This window comes from Arenimonas sp., assembly GCF_022842045.1.
Lineage (GTDB): Bacteria > Pseudomonadota > Gammaproteobacteria > Xanthomonadales > Xanthomonadaceae > Arenimonas.
The window spans coordinates 1-14,149 of record NZ_JALHQI010000022.1; the positions used below are offsets into that span (position 1 = coordinate 1).

At 69.9% G+C, this 14,149-nt stretch carries 14 protein-coding genes; 5 read left to right on the top strand and 9 right to left on the bottom strand.

Going from position 1 to position 14,149, the window contains the following annotated elements:
* A partial coding sequence (locus tag Q0C12_RS06570; RefSeq protein ID WP_290887896.1) for a 2OG-Fe(II) oxygenase occupies positions 1-464 on the top strand: 464 nt, incomplete at its 5' end.
* 57 nt (positions 465-521) lie between these two features.
* Here Q0C12_RS06570 and Q0C12_RS06575 read toward each other — a convergent pair.
* A complete protein-coding gene (locus Q0C12_RS06575) occupies positions 522-890 on the bottom strand; it encodes an MGMT family protein (RefSeq protein WP_290887899.1) in 369 nt (122 codons plus the stop codon).
* A gap of 40 nt (positions 891-930) precedes the next feature.
* Here Q0C12_RS06575 and Q0C12_RS06580 point away from each other — a divergent pair, with 40 nt between their 5' ends.
* The 3 genes from Q0C12_RS06580 to Q0C12_RS06590 all read left to right on the top strand — a co-directional run bounded on the left by Q0C12_RS06580 (position 931) and on the right by Q0C12_RS06590 (position 3,593).
* Entirely contained in the window at positions 931-1,338 is a 408-nt protein-coding gene (locus Q0C12_RS06580; protein WP_034215446.1) for a hypothetical protein, read from the top strand.
* Between the two features lie 245 nt (positions 1,339-1,583).
* Entirely contained in the window at positions 1,584-2,954 is a 1,371-nt protein-coding gene (locus Q0C12_RS06585) for a hemolysin family protein (RefSeq protein WP_290887903.1), read from the top strand.
* 36 nt (positions 2,955-2,990) lie between these two features.
* Positions 2,991-3,593, top strand: a complete 603-nt coding sequence (locus tag Q0C12_RS06590) for an exopolysaccharide biosynthesis protein (RefSeq protein ID WP_290887906.1) — start codon at positions 2,991-2,993, stop codon at positions 3,591-3,593.
* Here the strand turns inward: Q0C12_RS06590 and Q0C12_RS06595 are convergent, their stop codons facing one another.
* From Q0C12_RS06595 to Q0C12_RS06605, 3 genes are all read right to left on the bottom strand, one after another.
* Complete coding sequence (locus Q0C12_RS06595) at positions 3,594-5,714, bottom strand: EAL domain-containing protein (protein WP_290887909.1); 2,121 nt, start codon at positions 5,712-5,714, stop codon at positions 3,594-3,596.
* Positions 5,711-6,598, bottom strand: a complete 888-nt coding sequence (locus tag Q0C12_RS06600; protein ID WP_290887998.1) for a phosphate/phosphite/phosphonate ABC transporter substrate-binding protein — start codon at positions 6,596-6,598, stop codon at positions 5,711-5,713. The genes Q0C12_RS06595 and Q0C12_RS06600 overlap by 4 nt, the downstream gene beginning before the upstream one ends.
* A 102-nt stretch (positions 6,599-6,700) precedes the next feature.
* Positions 6,701-7,471, bottom strand: coding sequence for an RNA methyltransferase (locus Q0C12_RS06605; RefSeq protein WP_290887912.1), 771 nt, complete (start codon positions 7,469-7,471; stop codon positions 6,701-6,703).
* Positions 7,472-7,574: 103 nt separating this feature from the next.
* On the opposite strand from Q0C12_RS06605, the gene Q0C12_RS06610 reads away from it, so the two are divergent.
* Positions 7,575-8,381 (top strand): inositol monophosphatase family protein, encoded by an 807-nt coding sequence (locus tag Q0C12_RS06610; protein ID WP_290887915.1) that lies wholly within the window; start codon positions 7,575-7,577, stop codon positions 8,379-8,381.
* 235 nt (positions 8,382-8,616) lie between these two features.
* On the opposite strand, the gene secF is transcribed toward Q0C12_RS06610, so the two are convergent.
* The 5 genes from secF to queA all read right to left on the bottom strand — a co-directional run bounded on the left by secF (position 8,617) and on the right by queA (position 14,109).
* Positions 8,617-9,534 carry a protein translocase subunit SecF gene (gene secF, locus Q0C12_RS06615; RefSeq protein WP_290888001.1) on the bottom strand — a complete coding sequence of 306 codons (918 nt, stop codon included), beginning with the start codon at positions 9,532-9,534 and terminating at the stop codon, positions 8,617-8,619.
* Positions 9,535-9,588: 54 nt separating this feature from the next.
* Positions 9,589-11,466: a protein translocase subunit SecD gene (gene secD / locus Q0C12_RS06620; protein ID WP_290887918.1), complete on the bottom strand. Its 1,878-nt coding sequence runs from the start codon at positions 11,464-11,466 to the stop codon at positions 9,589-9,591.
* Positions 11,467-11,522: 56 nt separating this feature from the next.
* The gene (yajC, locus tag Q0C12_RS06625) at positions 11,523-11,867 is read right to left on the bottom strand and encodes a preprotein translocase subunit YajC (RefSeq protein ID WP_290887921.1); all 345 of its coding nucleotides are present in this window, start codon (positions 11,865-11,867) and stop codon (positions 11,523-11,525) included.
* Between the two features lie 95 nt (positions 11,868-11,962).
* Positions 11,963-13,078 carry a tRNA guanosine(34) transglycosylase Tgt gene (gene tgt, locus Q0C12_RS06630; protein WP_290887924.1) on the bottom strand — a complete coding sequence of 372 codons (1,116 nt, stop codon included), beginning with the start codon at positions 13,076-13,078 and terminating at the stop codon, positions 11,963-11,965.
* Positions 13,075-14,109 carry a tRNA preQ1(34) S-adenosylmethionine ribosyltransferase-isomerase QueA gene (gene queA, locus Q0C12_RS06635; protein WP_290887927.1) on the bottom strand — a complete coding sequence of 345 codons (1,035 nt, stop codon included), beginning with the start codon at positions 14,107-14,109 and terminating at the stop codon, positions 13,075-13,077. Before queA ends, tgt begins: the two co-directional genes overlap by 4 nt.
* Positions 14,110-14,149 lie beyond the last annotated feature (40 nt).

The window sequence follows — 14,149 nt, forward strand, 5'->3', positions numbered from 1 at the left end:
CGCCGGCCGCGACCGGCCGCGCCGACGGCCGCCAGTTCGCCGGCCTGCGCGGCGACGCCACGCTCTGGCTCGACGAGCCTGCCTGCGGGCAAGCGGCGCGCGAGCTGCTCGACTCGCTGGATGCGCTGCGCAGCGGCCTGAACCGCCGGCTGCTGCTGGGCCTGGAGGACGTCGAGGCGCACTTCGCGCACTACCCGCCCGGCGCCGGCTACGCCCGCCACCGCGATCGCTTCCGCAGCGACGATGCGCGCGTGCTCTCGCTGGTCGTCTACCTCAACCCCGACTGGCCCGACGACGCCGGCGGCCAGCTTCGGCTGCACCTTCCCGATGGCGCGGTGGACATCGCGCCGCGGATGGGCACCGTGGCGATCTTCCTCAGCGCCGACGTGGACCACGAGGTGCTGCCGGCGACGCAGCCCCGCTACAGCGTCGCGGCCTGGTTCCGCCAGCGCCCCCGGACCTGAAGCACCCGCCGGGCGTCGACCGCCGGCCCAGCGTCAACGGGCGCTGCAGGCCATCCGTCAACGCTTCGCGGCCGGCGGCGCCCACAGCATTTCGTCCAGCGTCGGCGCCGCACGCTGCCCGCGCACCCGGCCGGACTCGACCCGCACGCCCTCCGCGCGCAGCCGCTGCACCTGCGCGTCGAAGCCTTCCGAACCCTCGGGGAAGGCGATGCGCCCGTCCGAGCGCAGCACGCGATGCCAGGGCAGCCCCGGCACGTCGCCCGCGGAAAGTATCCGGGCCACCAGCCGCGCCCGCCCCGGCAGGCCCGCGCGCCGCGCCACCTCGCCGTAACCGGCGACTTCGCCGGCGGGAATGGCCCGCACCGCCGCCAGGATGCGCTGGCGGGCGGCGTCGGCCGGAGGGCTGGCATTGGGCTTTGGGGGCATGCGGGTTTAGGATACCCCTCCCCCAGATTTCCACCACGCCATGCAGAACTTCGAACAGATCCGCAGCCACCTCCAGGGCAAGTACAAGCTCACCGCCAGCGAGCCCTACCTGGCCTGCGTGCAGCTCTCGCTCGACAAGGGCAAGCGTCACCAGAGCATCTTCCTGTCGGAGATGGTGGGCGAGGACGAGCGCCCCTACCTGCGGGTCAGCACCGTGATCGCGCCGATGACCGGCATCGACGCCCGCCGCATGCTGCAGTTCAACTGGCAGTCGCGCGTGGGCTACCTCGCCATCGGCGAGCTCGACTCGGTGCCCTACCTGCAGCTGTGCGAAAACCGCCCCTACGACACCCTCACCGCGGCCGAGATCGACCGCCTCGTGCTCGAGATCGGCGGCCTCGGCGACCAGATGGAGCGCATGCTCTCCGCCGGCGGCGACCTTCTGTAAGTGCGGTTTGGGCGGTTTTGGCGGTTTGGCCGCCGACGGACACTGATGAAGATGGATTAAGCCAAGGCTTCATGGGCGCGCGGTGAATGTTACCGCCCCATGAAAACGGGGCGCCCGCCGCGGCGCTGCCGGAATGGCCTCCCACGGGCACCCGAAGGCCAGCCGGGCCGGGGCGCTGTGGCATAGTTCACCCTCCACCCACCCCTCCCTGAACGGAACCCCGTGCCGGCCCGTCCCGGCAGCCCATGACACTCGCCCTTGCCATCGTCCTGTTCCTGATCATCTGCAACGGCTTCTTCGCCCTGTCGGAGATGTCCGTAGTCGCCTCCCGCAAGCCCAAGCTGCGCCAGATGGCGCAGGACAGCCGCCGGGCCGAAGCCGCCCTGGCCCTGGCCGAGCACCCCGAGCGCTTCCTCTCGACGGTGCAGGTGGGCATCACCTCGATCGGCATCCTCACCGGCATGTTCGGCGGCGACGCGCTGGGCGACGGCATCGCCGCCGCCATCACCCCGCTGGGCCTGGAGCCGCTGATCGGCGGCTGGCTGGGCCCGGTGCTGGCCTGGCTGGGCATGGACCTGGACGTGAACCAGGCCATCGGCACCGCGATGGCGGTGGTCCTGATCACCTACTTCTCGATCATCCTGGGCGAGCTGGTGCCCAAGCGCATCGCCCTGCTGGCGCCGGAGAAGTTCGCCGCCGGCGTGTCGCTGCCGATGTCCTGGGTCTCGAAGATCGCCATGCCCTTCGTCTGGCTGCTGTCGCTGAGCACCCGCACCATCCTGCGCCTGCTGCGCCTCGATACCGGCAGCGACAACCAGGTGACCGAAGAGGAGATCCGCCTGCTGGTGGCCGAAAGCCACGAACAGGGCGTGATCGACGCCGACGAGCGCAACATGATCAACCGCGTGCTGCGCCTGGGCGACCGCAGCAGCGCCGGCCTGATGACGCCGCGTACCCGCATCGTCTGGCTGGATGCCGCCGCCAGCACCGAGGAAAACTTGGCAACCATGCGCGAGACGCCGTTCGCGCGCTACCCGGTCTACCGCGGCAGCGACGCCGACGTGCTGGGCATCCTGGAAGTGAAGTCGCTGACCGGCCTGCTGGGCGCCGGCGCCACCACCACCCCCGACCTGTTCCGCGAACTGCGCCCGGCGCTGTTCGTGTCCGAGTCCACCCACGCCCTGAAGCTGCTGGAGATCTTCCGCGAGGAACAGCAAACCATGGCCCTGGTCGTGGATGAATACGGCGACATCCAGGGCATGGTGTCGGCCAACGACCTGCTGGGCGCCGTGCTGGGCCGCGTGCAGGCCACCGAGACCGAGGACGACGAGGCCCTGGTGGTCACCCGCGCCGATGGCTCGCTGCTGGTCGACGGCCGCCTCTCGACCGAGGAGCTGCGCGAGGTGCTGTCGGTCAACGCCCTGCCGGGCGAGGAAGAACACGACTATCACACCGTGGCTGGCATGGTGATCGCACGCTTCGGACGCATCCCCCACGCCGGCGAACTGTTCGACTGGGAAGGCTGGCGCTTCGAAGTGGTGGACCTGGACGGCGCCCGCATCGACAAGCTGCTGATTTCAAGGCTGCCGGACGCCGACGATTCCCCTGCGATTTAGGGCCGATAAAGCCGGCCCCCCACAGACTCCGGCCCAATGAGCCCAGAAATCAGCACGCGCGCCCTGTTGCATGCCCTGGCCGAAGGGCGCGCGGGGCATTCGCTGACACTGGGCGACCTGCTCGACCAATTCCGGGCCCGGGCCTTCGGCGTGTTCCTGCTGATCGCGGTGCTGCCGGCCTTCGTGCCGCTGCCGATCGGCGCCGGCGCGATCAGCGGTCCGCTGGTGTCGCTGATCGGGCTGCAGCTGATGTTCCAGCTGGCCCATCCCTGGATCCCGGGCTTCCTCTCGCGGCGCGAGCTCTCGCGCGAGGGCGTCGAGAAGTTCCGCAACCGCACCTCGCGCTTGCTGGGCTGGCTGGAAAAGATCAGCCGCCCGCGCACCGAAGCGATCATCGACCATCCCGCGGCGCGCACCTTCACCGGCCTGATGCTGGTGCTGCTGGGCTTCCTGCTGGCGCTGCCGCTGCCGGCCACCAACTATCCCTTCGGCCTGATCCTGCTGGCCTTCGCCATCGCCCTGATCGAACGCGACGGCCGGCTGATGCTGGCCGCGTGGGCGCTGGGCATCGCCGAGCTGGTGGTGGTGGGCTTCTTCTCGGGCCAGATCGCGGTGTGGGTGGGCGACTTGTTCCGCTGATTACTCGCGGAAGTGGCGCTGGATCTCGGCCGCCGGCATCGGCCGGCCCAGCCAGAAGCCCTGGCCCTGGTCGCAGCCGCGCTCGCGCAGCACTTCGTTTTGCCCTTCGGACTCGATTCCTTCGGCCACCACGGTGATGCCTAGCGAATGCGCCATCGCGATGATGGCCGAGGTCAACGCCAGGTCGTCGGGATCGCGCAGCACGTCGGCGACGAAGCTGCGGTCGATCTTGACGCCGTCGACGGGCACGCGGCGCAGGTGGCTCAGGCCCGAGAAACCGGTACCGAAGTCATCCAGCCACACCTTCACCCCGGTGGCGCGCAGGCGCGACAGCAGTGCGCTGGCCTGCACTTCGTCGCCGAGCACGGCGGTTTCGGTGAGCTCGAGGTGCAGCTGGCGCGGCATCACGCCGGTGGCCGCCAGCGCGCTGGCGACGACGTCGGGCAGGTCACCGGTGCGCAGCTGGCGCGGCGAGATGTTCACCGACACGAAGGGCGGCTCCATGCCCGGCTGCGACCACGTGGCCGCGTCCTGGCAGGCCTGCACCAGCACGTGGCGGCCAAGCGATTCGATCAGGCCGCTCTGCTCGGCCACTTCGATGAAGACCGAGGGCGGCACCACGCCCAGGCGCGGATGCTGCCAGCGGCACAGGGCCTCGGCGCCCATCAGGCGCTTGTCGGCGAGGCGGTAGATCGGCTGGTAGTGCAGGCTCAGCTCGCCGCGGTCCCAGGCACCGCGCAGCTCTTCCTCGAGCTGCACGCGGCGTTCGACGGCCTGGTCCATGGCCTTGGAATAGAAGCGGTAGCAGCCCTTGCCCGCGACCTTGGCCTGGTACATCGCGATGTCGGCGTTCTTGAGCAGCTGGCCGGCGCTGGAGGCATCGAACGGGAACAGCGTGATGCCCACCGACGCGCCCAGGAACACCTGGCGGCCGCGCAGCACCAGCGGCCGCTGGATCTCCTCGATCAGCGATTCGGCCAGGTGGCCGGAGCTGGTGCGGATGTCCTCGGCCATGAACAGCACGATGAACTCGTCGCCGCCGAAGCGCGCGATCTCGGCACCGACGCCGCCCAGGCGCTCGACCGCCATGCGGATGCGCATCGACAGCTGGCCCAGCACTTCGTCGCCGGCCTCGTGGCCCAGGGTGTCGTTGACGCGCTTGAAGTCGTCGAGGTCGACGAACAGCAGCGCCAGCTCGCCGCTGCTGGCCTGGAGGGTGAGCAGGCGAGCGTCCAGCGCCTCGCGGAAGGCGAGGCGGTTCGACAGCCCGGTCAGCGAGTCGGTGTAGGCCATACGGCGGATGTCGCGGTCGTGGCGCGCCACCGATTCGCTCATGCGCGCGAAGGCGCGCACCAGCTCGCCGATCTCGTCCTGGCGGTCCGAGGCGACCTTGACGTCGGCGTAGCGGCCTTGCTCGATGCGCGCGGCGGCCTCGGCCAGGCCGCTGATCGGCGCCACGATGCGCCGCTGCAGCAGGCTCACCGCACTGATGCCCATCGCCGCCAGCGCGGCCATCAGCGCCAGGATCCAGCCCAGGTGTTCGTTGCTGGCGGCCTGCAGGCGCTCGGCCAACGGCTCGAGCATTTCCTGCTCGCGGCGGTTGGCGCTTTCGCGCGACAGGCCGACGCGGACGCCGCCGATGCGCTCGCCGCCGATGCGGATCGGGCTGGCGACGTCGAGCAGCTTGTCGCTCCACTGGCCGTGCACGCCTTCGGCGTTGAGCGCCTCGTAGGCCATCGGGTCGGACATCGGCTGGCCGAAGGCCGGGATGTCGCCGGAGCCGTCGTGCACCACCTGGCCCTCGGCGTCGTGGATGACCACGTACACCACGTCGGGCTGGCGCAGCGTGGCGCGGGCGAGTTCGCCCAGCTTGGCCAGGTCCAGGTAGTAAAGCGGATTGGTGGCGGCATCGGCGAGCTGGCTCGACAGCGTCTGGCCGCGGCCGAGCAGGCCCTCGCGCGCGAGTTCGCGCATGGCGCTGGCGCTGAGCTCGCGGGCGTCGCGGCTGCTGGACTTCTCGTGCAGCCACAGCGCGGCCACCAGCGCGGCCACGACCAGCAGCACGCCGCACATGATCAGCAGCAGTTCACCGCGCAGGCCCAGCTTCACGGGCAGCTTCATTCCAGCGCCTCGCGGATCTCGCGGGCGCCGCGGCGCAGCTTATCGAGCTGCACCTGGGTGGCCGCATCGGCCTGGTAGAAGCCGGTGGTGCGGAAGAACTGGCGCAGCGCGTCGCGCGCCTGCGGGTCGGTGCTGGCGCCCAGCAGGACTTCCCGCAGCCGGGCCTCGACCTCCGGCGGCATGTCGCCGTTGACCAGCTCCATCGCACGCGGCACCGGGTCGGTGGTGTGGATCACCACCAGGTCGCGGCGGAAGGCCTCGGACACGCGCTGCAGCTGGTCCCAGTCCTGGTCGCTGAAGCCGCCCGCGTCCACCAGGCGCTTGTGCACCCAGGCGGCCAGGTTGGCGTCGGTATTGGCGAACACGTAGCCGACGCTGCCGGGCTCGCGGCCCTCGAGCGGCGACACCATCAGCCCCATCGGCAGCCCGCGCTCGCGCAGCGCCAGCGCCGGCACCAGGTAGGCGCTGGTGGAGGACGGCGACTGGAAGGCGATGGTCTTGCCCAGCAGCTGCGAGAGTTCGGTGATGCCGCTGTCGCGGCGCACGAACACGACGCTGCGGTACTCGCGGGCGCCGCTGCGCTCGGTCAGCAGCAGCGGGCGGGCGCCGGCGCGATCGGCCAGCAACAGGGCGGTTCCCGGGGTCTCGGTGACCCAGTCGACCTTGCCGCGGCGCAGGTAGCTCATCATCTGCTGCGGGTCGCGGGCCATCAGCACGCGGCCCTGGGTGATGCCCACCGTGCGCATGCGCGGGACGACGTAGTCGAGCAGGGGCTTGAGCTGCTCGTGGTGGCGCCGGGGGTCGTCGCTGATGCGGCCCAGCACCAGCACGCCATCCGCGGCGGCGGCCGGGCCCGCCAGCAGCACGATCAGGAGGAACAGCAGACGCCGGGCGCCGGATTTATCGCGGGGTGGCTTGGGCGTCACTTCGGGCTCGGGGGCGTCTGGACTACTGGGGCCTACTCTATTCGCCCCACGGCGACCGCGCTAGGCGGCCCCGCCCCGGGCCAGCCGGGCCATGCGCTGGGCCTCGGCCAGGATGCCGCGCAGGATCTTGACCTCGCGGGCATCGAGCCCGGCCCGCAAGTACAGGCGGCGCAGCCGGGACATCACCATCTCGGGCGGCTTGCCCTTGTGGAAATCGATGTCGTGCAGGGCCTGGTCGAGGTGCCGGAAATAGCCCTCGAGCTCGTCGGCGGTGGCCGGCGGCTCGACGTCCGGCGGCGGCATGGGCCGACCCGAGGCCAGGGCGTCCCCAGCCCGGGCCAGCACGGCCAGCCGCAATTCGTAAGACAGCACCTGCACCGCGGCCGCGAGGTTGAGCGAACTGAAACCGGGGTCGGTGGGAATGCCGACGGTGTAGTGGCAGCGCTGCAGCTCGGCGTTCTCGAGGCCGGTGCGCTCGCGGCCGAACAGCAGGGCCACCGGCCCCTGCCCCACCGCCTCGACCAGCCGCTGGGCCGCTTCGCGGGGGCTCAGCTCGGGCAGGGGCACGTGCCGGCGGCGGGCGCTGGTGCCCACCACCAGCTGGCAGCCGGCCAGGGCGCCGTCCAGGTCGGCGTGCACCGGGGCACCGGCCAGCAGGTCGTCGGCGCCGGCGGCCAGGGTGTTGGCCTCGGGGTCGGGGAAGCGTTCGGGGGCGACCAGGTGCAGGGCCGACAGGCCCATGGTCTTCATGGCGCGCGCGGCGGAGCCGATGTTGCCCGGATGCTGGGTGCCGACCAGCACGATGCGGAGGTTGGGAAGGCCGTCGATCATGGTTTTAGAGGCCCCGTTCAGGGCAACCTGTTATCCTTTGCGCCGCGCCGGCTCGACCGGCCCCTTGTTCTCTTCACAATCCAGCGGACCTTTGGACGGGCATATGCAGAAACCTGTCGTCAACGTCATGGTCAAGGCGGCCCGATCGGCCGGCAACTTGATCCTGCGCCACATGAGCAAGCTCGACAGCCTGAGCGTCTTCGAGAAGTCGAAGCAGGACTACGCGAGCGAAGTCGATGCCCAGGCCGAGGCGGAGATCATACGCGAGCTGCGCCGCGCGTTCCCGGACTACGCCATCCTGGCGGAGGAATCGGGCGCGATGGGCACCGGGCGCCACACCTTCGTCATCGATCCGCTGGACGGCACCTCGAACTTCCTGCGCGGCTTCCCGCACTTCTGCGTGTCCATCGCCCTGTGCGAGGGCGGCGAGCCGGTGCACGGGGTGATCTTCGACCCGCTGCGCAACGAGCTGTTCACCGCCTCGCGCGGCGCCGGCGCGGTGCTCAACGACAAGAAGATCCGCATCGGCGAGCGCAAGGACCTCAACGGGGCCATGCTGATCACCGGTTTCCCGCCGCGGGAGCGCAAGCGGCTGGCGCCGCACCTGGCGGCGCTGGAGGCGGTACTGGGCGAGGCCGAGGACATCCGCCGCACCGGTTCGGCGGCGCTCGACCTGGCCTACGTGGCCTGCGGCCGGGCCGATGCCTACTTCGAGGCGGGCGTGAAGCCCTGGGACATCGCGGCCGGCCTGCTGCTGGTCCGCGAGGCCGGCGGCCGGGTCTGCGATTTCCGGGGCGGCGGCGACAAGCTGCTGATGTCCGGCCAGATCGTTGCGGGCAACCTCAAGATTACCGAGCACTTGCAGAAGGCCATCGTGTCCACCAACTACGCGGCCGCGTTCTCGGTCTGAGCCGGGAGCGGTTGCTGCATCGGGAGGCCCGCTTCGGCGGGCCTCTTGTGCTCATGGATCTGGCGCCGGGATCTGGCGCCGCCGGTACCGCGAAGCGAGAGGTCACTTCCTCCGACATAAAAGGCTTCACGGAGGAGGAAGTGACCTTCGCTTCCGCGGTGGCCCCGGCGCCAGACCCAGGAGCACGAAAAAGGCCCGCCGAAGCGGGCCTTTCCGAAAGCAACACGCTACCGACTTAGGGCCGGCGTGCGAGCTCTGCTTCGATGTCGTCCTTGGCGCGGGGCATCAGGTCCTGCTTGGTGACGCCCATCAACAGCAGCAGCGGGCAGGCCACGAAGATCGAGGACAGCGTGCCGAACACGATGCCGATCATCTGCGACTCCGCCATGCCCTTGAGCGACTGGCCACCGTAGAGATACAGCGCCAGGATCGTCAGGAAGGCCACGAACGACGTGATGATCGTGCGCGACAGCGTCTGGTTGACCGACTTGTTGAGGATTTCCTTCGGCTCGAGCTTGAGGCTGCGGAAGTTCTCGCGCACGCGGTCGAAGACCACGATGGTGTCGTTGATCGAGAAACCCATCACCGACAGGATGCCCGCCAGCACCGTCAGGTCGAACTCGTGCTGGCTGAGCGCGAACCACCCGCAAACCACCAGCAAGTCGACCAGCGTGGTGAGGATGGCCGCGATCGCGAACTTGAGCTCGAAGCGCGCCCAGATGTAGGCCAGGAAGCCCAGCACCACGAAGATCGCCGCGTAGACGCCGTTGAGCGCGAGCTCATTGCCGATTTGCGGGCCGACGAAGTCGCTGCGCAGCACCTTGCCCGGGTTGCCCTCGGGCTGGGCCGCCGCCAGGATCGCCGCGCCGCTGTATTCCCGCGTGGCGGCCGCGTCCTCGCCCGGTTCCTGCGGCTGCAGGCGGATGACGATGTCGTTGCCGGCGCCGAAGGTCTGGACCACCGCGCCGGTGTAGCCGGCGGTCTCGAGCCGCTGCCGTACCTGCTCGACGTCCACCGGCTCGGCGAACTCGATCTCGGTGGCGGTGCCGCCGGTGAAGTCGAGCGCGTAGTTGAAGCCCTTGGTGCCGAGGAAGAACAGCGACGCCAGCATGAGCAGCGCGACCGCCGCCAGCGAGGCGTAGCGGACGCGCATGAAGTTGATGTTGCTATTGGACGGGAAAAGTTCCACGCCGCCTCCAGGAATGCGTTAGATCGAGACCTTGGCAAGCTTCTTGCGCTTGCCATAGATCAGGGTGGCGATGCCGCGCGACACCGAGACCGCGGTGTACATCGAGGTCAGGATGCCGATGATCAGCGTGATGCCGAAGCCACGGATGGGGCCGGAGCCGAACACCGCCATCGCCACGCCCGCCAGCAGCGCCGTGGTGTTGGAGTCGGTGATGGTGCCGGAGGCCTTGTCGTAGCCGTTGGCGATGCTGGCCAGCGGTGTGTTGCCGTTGCGCAGCTCTTCGCGGATTCGTTCGTTGATCAGCACGTTGGCGTCGACCGACATGCCGACCGTCAGCGCGATGCCGGCAAGGCCTGGCAGCGTCAGCGTGGCGCCGATCACCGACATCACCGCCACCACCATCAGCAGGTTCAGCAGCAGCGCCAGGTTGGTGACGATGCCGAACATCTTGTAGTAGACGAGGAAGAACACCAGCACGAACACGAAGGACCAGAACACCGCCGACAGGCCGCGCTCGACGTTCTCCGCGCCCAGGCTCGGGCCGATGATGCGCTCCTCGATGATCACCATGGGCGCCGCCAGCGAACCGGCGCGCAGCAGGCGGGCCAGGCTGGCCGCCTCTTCCTGGCTGTCGAGGCCGGTGGTCTGGAAGTTCTTGCCGAACACGCCCTGCAGGGTGGCGGCGTTGATCACTTCCTCGCTGACGCGGGAGCTGCGCACTTCCTGGCCATCGACCATGCGCACTTCCGGGATGGTCTCGATGTAGACCGCCGCCATCAGCTGGCCGACGTTCTCGCGGGTGTGCGCCAGCATGCGGTTGCCGCCGGCGTTGTTGAGCTCGATCTGCACGGCCGGGCCGCCGCCCTGCGGGTCCGGGTTGGAGGTGGCGTTGACCAGCTGGTCGCCCGAGACGATGACCCGGCGCGAGAGCAGGATCGGTCGCGGCTTGCCGTCGGCACCCAGCTCGCGCATGTAGTAGAGCCGGGCATTGGCCGGCACCGCGCCGGTGCGCGCGGCTTCGATGGCCTGCGCGCCCGCGTCCACCACGTGGCGGTACTCCAGGGTGGCGGTGGCGCCGATCAGCTTGCGGGCCTCGGCGGTGTCCTGCACGCCGGGCAGCTGCACCACGATGCGGCTCTCGCCCTGGCGCTGGATGACCTGCTCGCCGACGCCCAGCGAGTTGATGCGGTTGTCGAGCGTGGTGCGGTTCTGCTCGATCGCGCCGTCCATGATCGCCTTGATCTGGGCCGGCGTGACCCGGGCCAGCAGGCGCTCGGGCTGGGCCTCGTCGACGATCAGTTCGAGTTCGGGTGCGTCGCGGCTGATGGCGGCGCGGACGCGCGCCATGTCGGCGCCGTCGCGCAGCAGCACCTGGATGCCCTCGGCGGTGCGCGAGACGCTGGTGTAGGCGAACTTGCCGTCGCGCAGGATCGCCGAGATCTCGTCGGCGAAGCCATTGGTGCGCTTGTCGATCGCGGCCTGCTGGTCCACTTCCAGCAGGAAGTGCACGCCGCCCTGCAGGTCCAGGCCCATGGACATCGGGTCGGCGCCCATCACCGTCAGCCAGGAGGGCACGGTGGAAGCGAGGTTCAGCGCGACCGTGTAGCCCTGCCCCAGCTCGGCGCGCAGCAGGTCGGCCGCCTGGGTCTGCACGTCGGGGTTGGCGGTGCGGACCACGAGGTTGTCGCCCTCGACCGCGACCGACTTGGCCTCGACCTTGGCGGCCTCGAGCGCGCCGCGGACCCGGAGGGCCAGCGAGTCGTCGATGGCGCTGCCGCGGTTGGCGGCGATCTGCACCGCCGGGTCCTGCGGGTACAGGTTGGGCAGCGAATAGAACACCGACAGCGCGATCACGAGCGCGGCGACGACGTATTTCCAGGTAGGGAACTGCAGCATGGGCGACAACCGTTGGCGGCCCGGTCAGGGCCGTGGGTGATTCGGATGGGGACGGATCAGGCGGACTTCAACGTGCCCTTGGGCAGGACCGCGGTGACGGCGCCGCGCTGGACCTTGATGCTGACCTTGTCGGCGACCTCGACGGTGACGAAGCTGTCGCCCAGGTCCTCGATGCGCCCAGCCAGGCCACCGCTGGTGATCACTTCATCGCCTTTCTGCAGCTTGGCCAGCAGCTCGCGGTGTTCCTTGGCGCGCTTCATCTGCGGGCGCAGCAGCAGGAACCAGAACACGATGAAGATGATGATCAGCGGCAGGATGCTGCCCAGCATGCTGGGCTGGCCCGCGGCACCACCCGCGGCCTGGGCCGCCACCGGGGAAACGAAAATATCGAGCAGGGACATGGCTTTACCGTCTGCGTAGGGAATCAAGCGCGCAAGTATGCCACACCCCACCCCACCCCCCGGTAGCCACCCACCCGTGCCCCTGTAGGAGGGGGCTAGGGCGCGGGGGTGCGGGCGGCGTGGAACGCGGCGCGCCAGGCCTCGAAGCGGCCGGCGTCGATGGCGGCGCGGATGTCGCGCATCAGCTGCTGGTAGTGGTGCAGGTTGTGGATGGTGCCCAGCATCGAGGCCAGGATCTCGTTGCAGCGGTCGAGGTGGCGCAGGTAGCTGCGGGTGTAGCCGCTGGCGCAGGTGTAGCAGGTGCAGCCTTCCTCGATCGGGCGCAGGTCCTTCTCGTACTGCGCGTTGCGGATGCGCACCTGGCCGCCGCGGACGAAGTAGTGGCCGTTGCGCGCGTTTCGGGTGGGCATCACGCAGTCGAACATGTCGATCCCGCGCGCCACCGCCTCGACGATGTCCTCGGGCTTGCCCACGCCCATCAGGTAGCGTGGCTGGTCTTCCGGAAGCAGCGGCACCAGGGCGTCCAGCGTGGCGTCGCGCTCCTCCGGCGGCTCGCCCACGGCCAGGCCGCCGACCGCGTAGCCGTCGAAACCGATCGCCTTCAGGCCCTCGGCCGAGCGCGCCCGCAGCTCCGGATGGGTGCCGCCCTGGACGATGCCGAACAGCGCCGCGTCGTTGCCTTCGTGCGCGCGCTTGCTGCGCTCGGCCCAGCGCAGGCTCAGTTCCATCGAGGTGCGCGCCACCTTTTCGGTGGCCGGATACGGCGTGCACTCGTCGAAGATCATCACGATGTCCGAATCGAGCGAGCGCTGCACCTGCATGCTCACCTCGGGCGACAGGAACACCTTGCTGCCGTCGGTCGGCGAGGCGAAGGTGACACCCTCCTCGGTGATCTTGCGGCGCTTGGCCAGCGACCAGACCTGGAAGCCACCCGAGTCGGTGAGGATGGGACCGTCCCACTGGCAGAAGCCGTGCAGCCCGCCGTGCAGGTCGATCACCTCCATGCCCGGTCGCAGCCACAGGTGGAAGGTGTTGCCCAGGATGATCTCGGCGCCGATCGCCCGCAGCGATTCGGGCAGCATCGCCTTCACCGTGCCGTAGGTGCCGACCGGCATGAAGGCCGGCGTCTCGACCGTGCCGCGCGGGAAATGCAGGCGCCCGCGGCGGGCCTGGCCGTCCTGGCCGAGTTTCTCGAAACGCATACGGCTCACGGCGCGGCCTCGGGGTAGAGCAGCATGGCGTCGCCGTAGCTGAAGAAGCGGTACTTCTCCCGCACCGCGTGCGCGTACGCCGCCAGGATGCGCTCGCGGCCGGCGAAGGCCGACACCAGCATCATCAGCGTGCTTTCGGGCAGGTGGAAGTTGGTCAGCAGCGCATCCACGGTGCGGATGCGCTTGCCCGGGAACAGGAAGATGTTGGTGTCGCCCGCATAGGGCTTGAGCTCGCCGTCCTGGGCCGCGGTTTCCAGCGCGCGCACCACCGTGGTGCCGACTGCCACCACGCGCCCGCCGGCGGCGCGGGTGCGCGCCACCTGCTGGCACAGCTCGGCGCCGACGTTGAGCCATTCGCTGTGCATCGTGTGCTCGTGCACCGACTCCACGCGCATCGGCTGGAAGGTGCCCGCGCCGACGTGCAGGGTGACGTGCCCGGACTGCACGCCCTTGGCCTGCAGCGCCGCCAGCAGCGGCTGGTCGAAGTGCAGGCCGGCCGTCGGCGCCGCCACCGCGCCCGTGTGGCGCGCGAACAGCGTCTGGTAGCGCTCGAGGTCGTCGTGGCCGGCCTCGCGCTGGATATAGGGCGGCAGCGGCATCCGGCCCGCGCGCAGCAGCAGCTTTTCCAGCGGCTCGTCGGTGAGGAAGCGCAGGCGGTAGAACTCGCCCTCGCGGCCCAGCACCTCCAGCGCCGTGCCCTCGTCGAGCGTGATGCGGCCGCCGGGCTTGGGCGACTTGCTGGCGCCGACCTGGGCCAGCACCTCGTGCCCGCCGACCAGGCGCTCGAGCAGGATCTCGACCCGGCCGCCGCTGTCCTTGGTGCCGAACAGCCGCGCCGGGATCACGCGGGTGTCGTTGAACACCAGCAGGTCGCCGGCCTGCAGGTAGTCGGGCAGGTCGCGCACCTGGCGGTCGGCGTACGGCGGCGCGTCCGGCGGCACCACCAGCATGCGGCTCGCGGAGCGCTCGGCCAGCGGCGCCTGGGCGATCAGCTCGGGCGGCAGGTCGAAATGGAAGTCGGACTTTTTCAAAGGGGCACGGGGCGTGTCGGCGAGGCCGGCATTATCGCCG

Excerpts from the sequence above, each read along its gene's own strand:
- Q0C12_RS06575 (WP_290887899.1), bottom strand. The coding sequence starts at position 890 with ATGCCCCCAAAGCCCAATGCCAGCCCTCCGGCCGACGCCGCCCGCCAG.
- Q0C12_RS06580 (WP_034215446.1), top strand. The coding sequence starts at position 931 with ATGCAGAACTTCGAACAGATCCGCAGCCACCTCCAGGGCAAGTACAAG.
- Q0C12_RS06585 (WP_290887903.1), top strand. The coding sequence starts at position 1,584 with ATGACACTCGCCCTTGCCATCGTCCTGTTCCTGATCATCTGCAACGGC.
- Q0C12_RS06590 (WP_290887906.1), top strand. The coding sequence starts at position 2,991 with ATGAGCCCAGAAATCAGCACGCGCGCCCTGTTGCATGCCCTGGCCGAA.
- Q0C12_RS06595 (WP_290887909.1), bottom strand. The coding sequence starts at position 5,714 with ATGAAGCTGCCCGTGAAGCTGGGCCTGCGCGGTGAACTGCTGCTGATC.
- Q0C12_RS06605 (WP_290887912.1), bottom strand. The coding sequence starts at position 7,471 with ATGATCGACGGCCTTCCCAACCTCCGCATCGTGCTGGTCGGCACCCAG.
- Q0C12_RS06610 (WP_290887915.1), top strand. The coding sequence starts at position 7,575 with ATGCAGAAACCTGTCGTCAACGTCATGGTCAAGGCGGCCCGATCGGCC.
- secF (WP_290888001.1), bottom strand. The coding sequence starts at position 9,534 with ATGCGCGTCCGCTACGCCTCGCTGGCGGCGGTCGCGCTGCTCATGCTG.
- secD (WP_290887918.1), bottom strand. The coding sequence starts at position 11,466 with ATGCTGCAGTTCCCTACCTGGAAATACGTCGTCGCCGCGCTCGTGATC.
- yajC (WP_290887921.1), bottom strand. The coding sequence starts at position 11,867 with ATGTCCCTGCTCGATATTTTCGTTTCCCCGGTGGCGGCCCAGGCCGCG.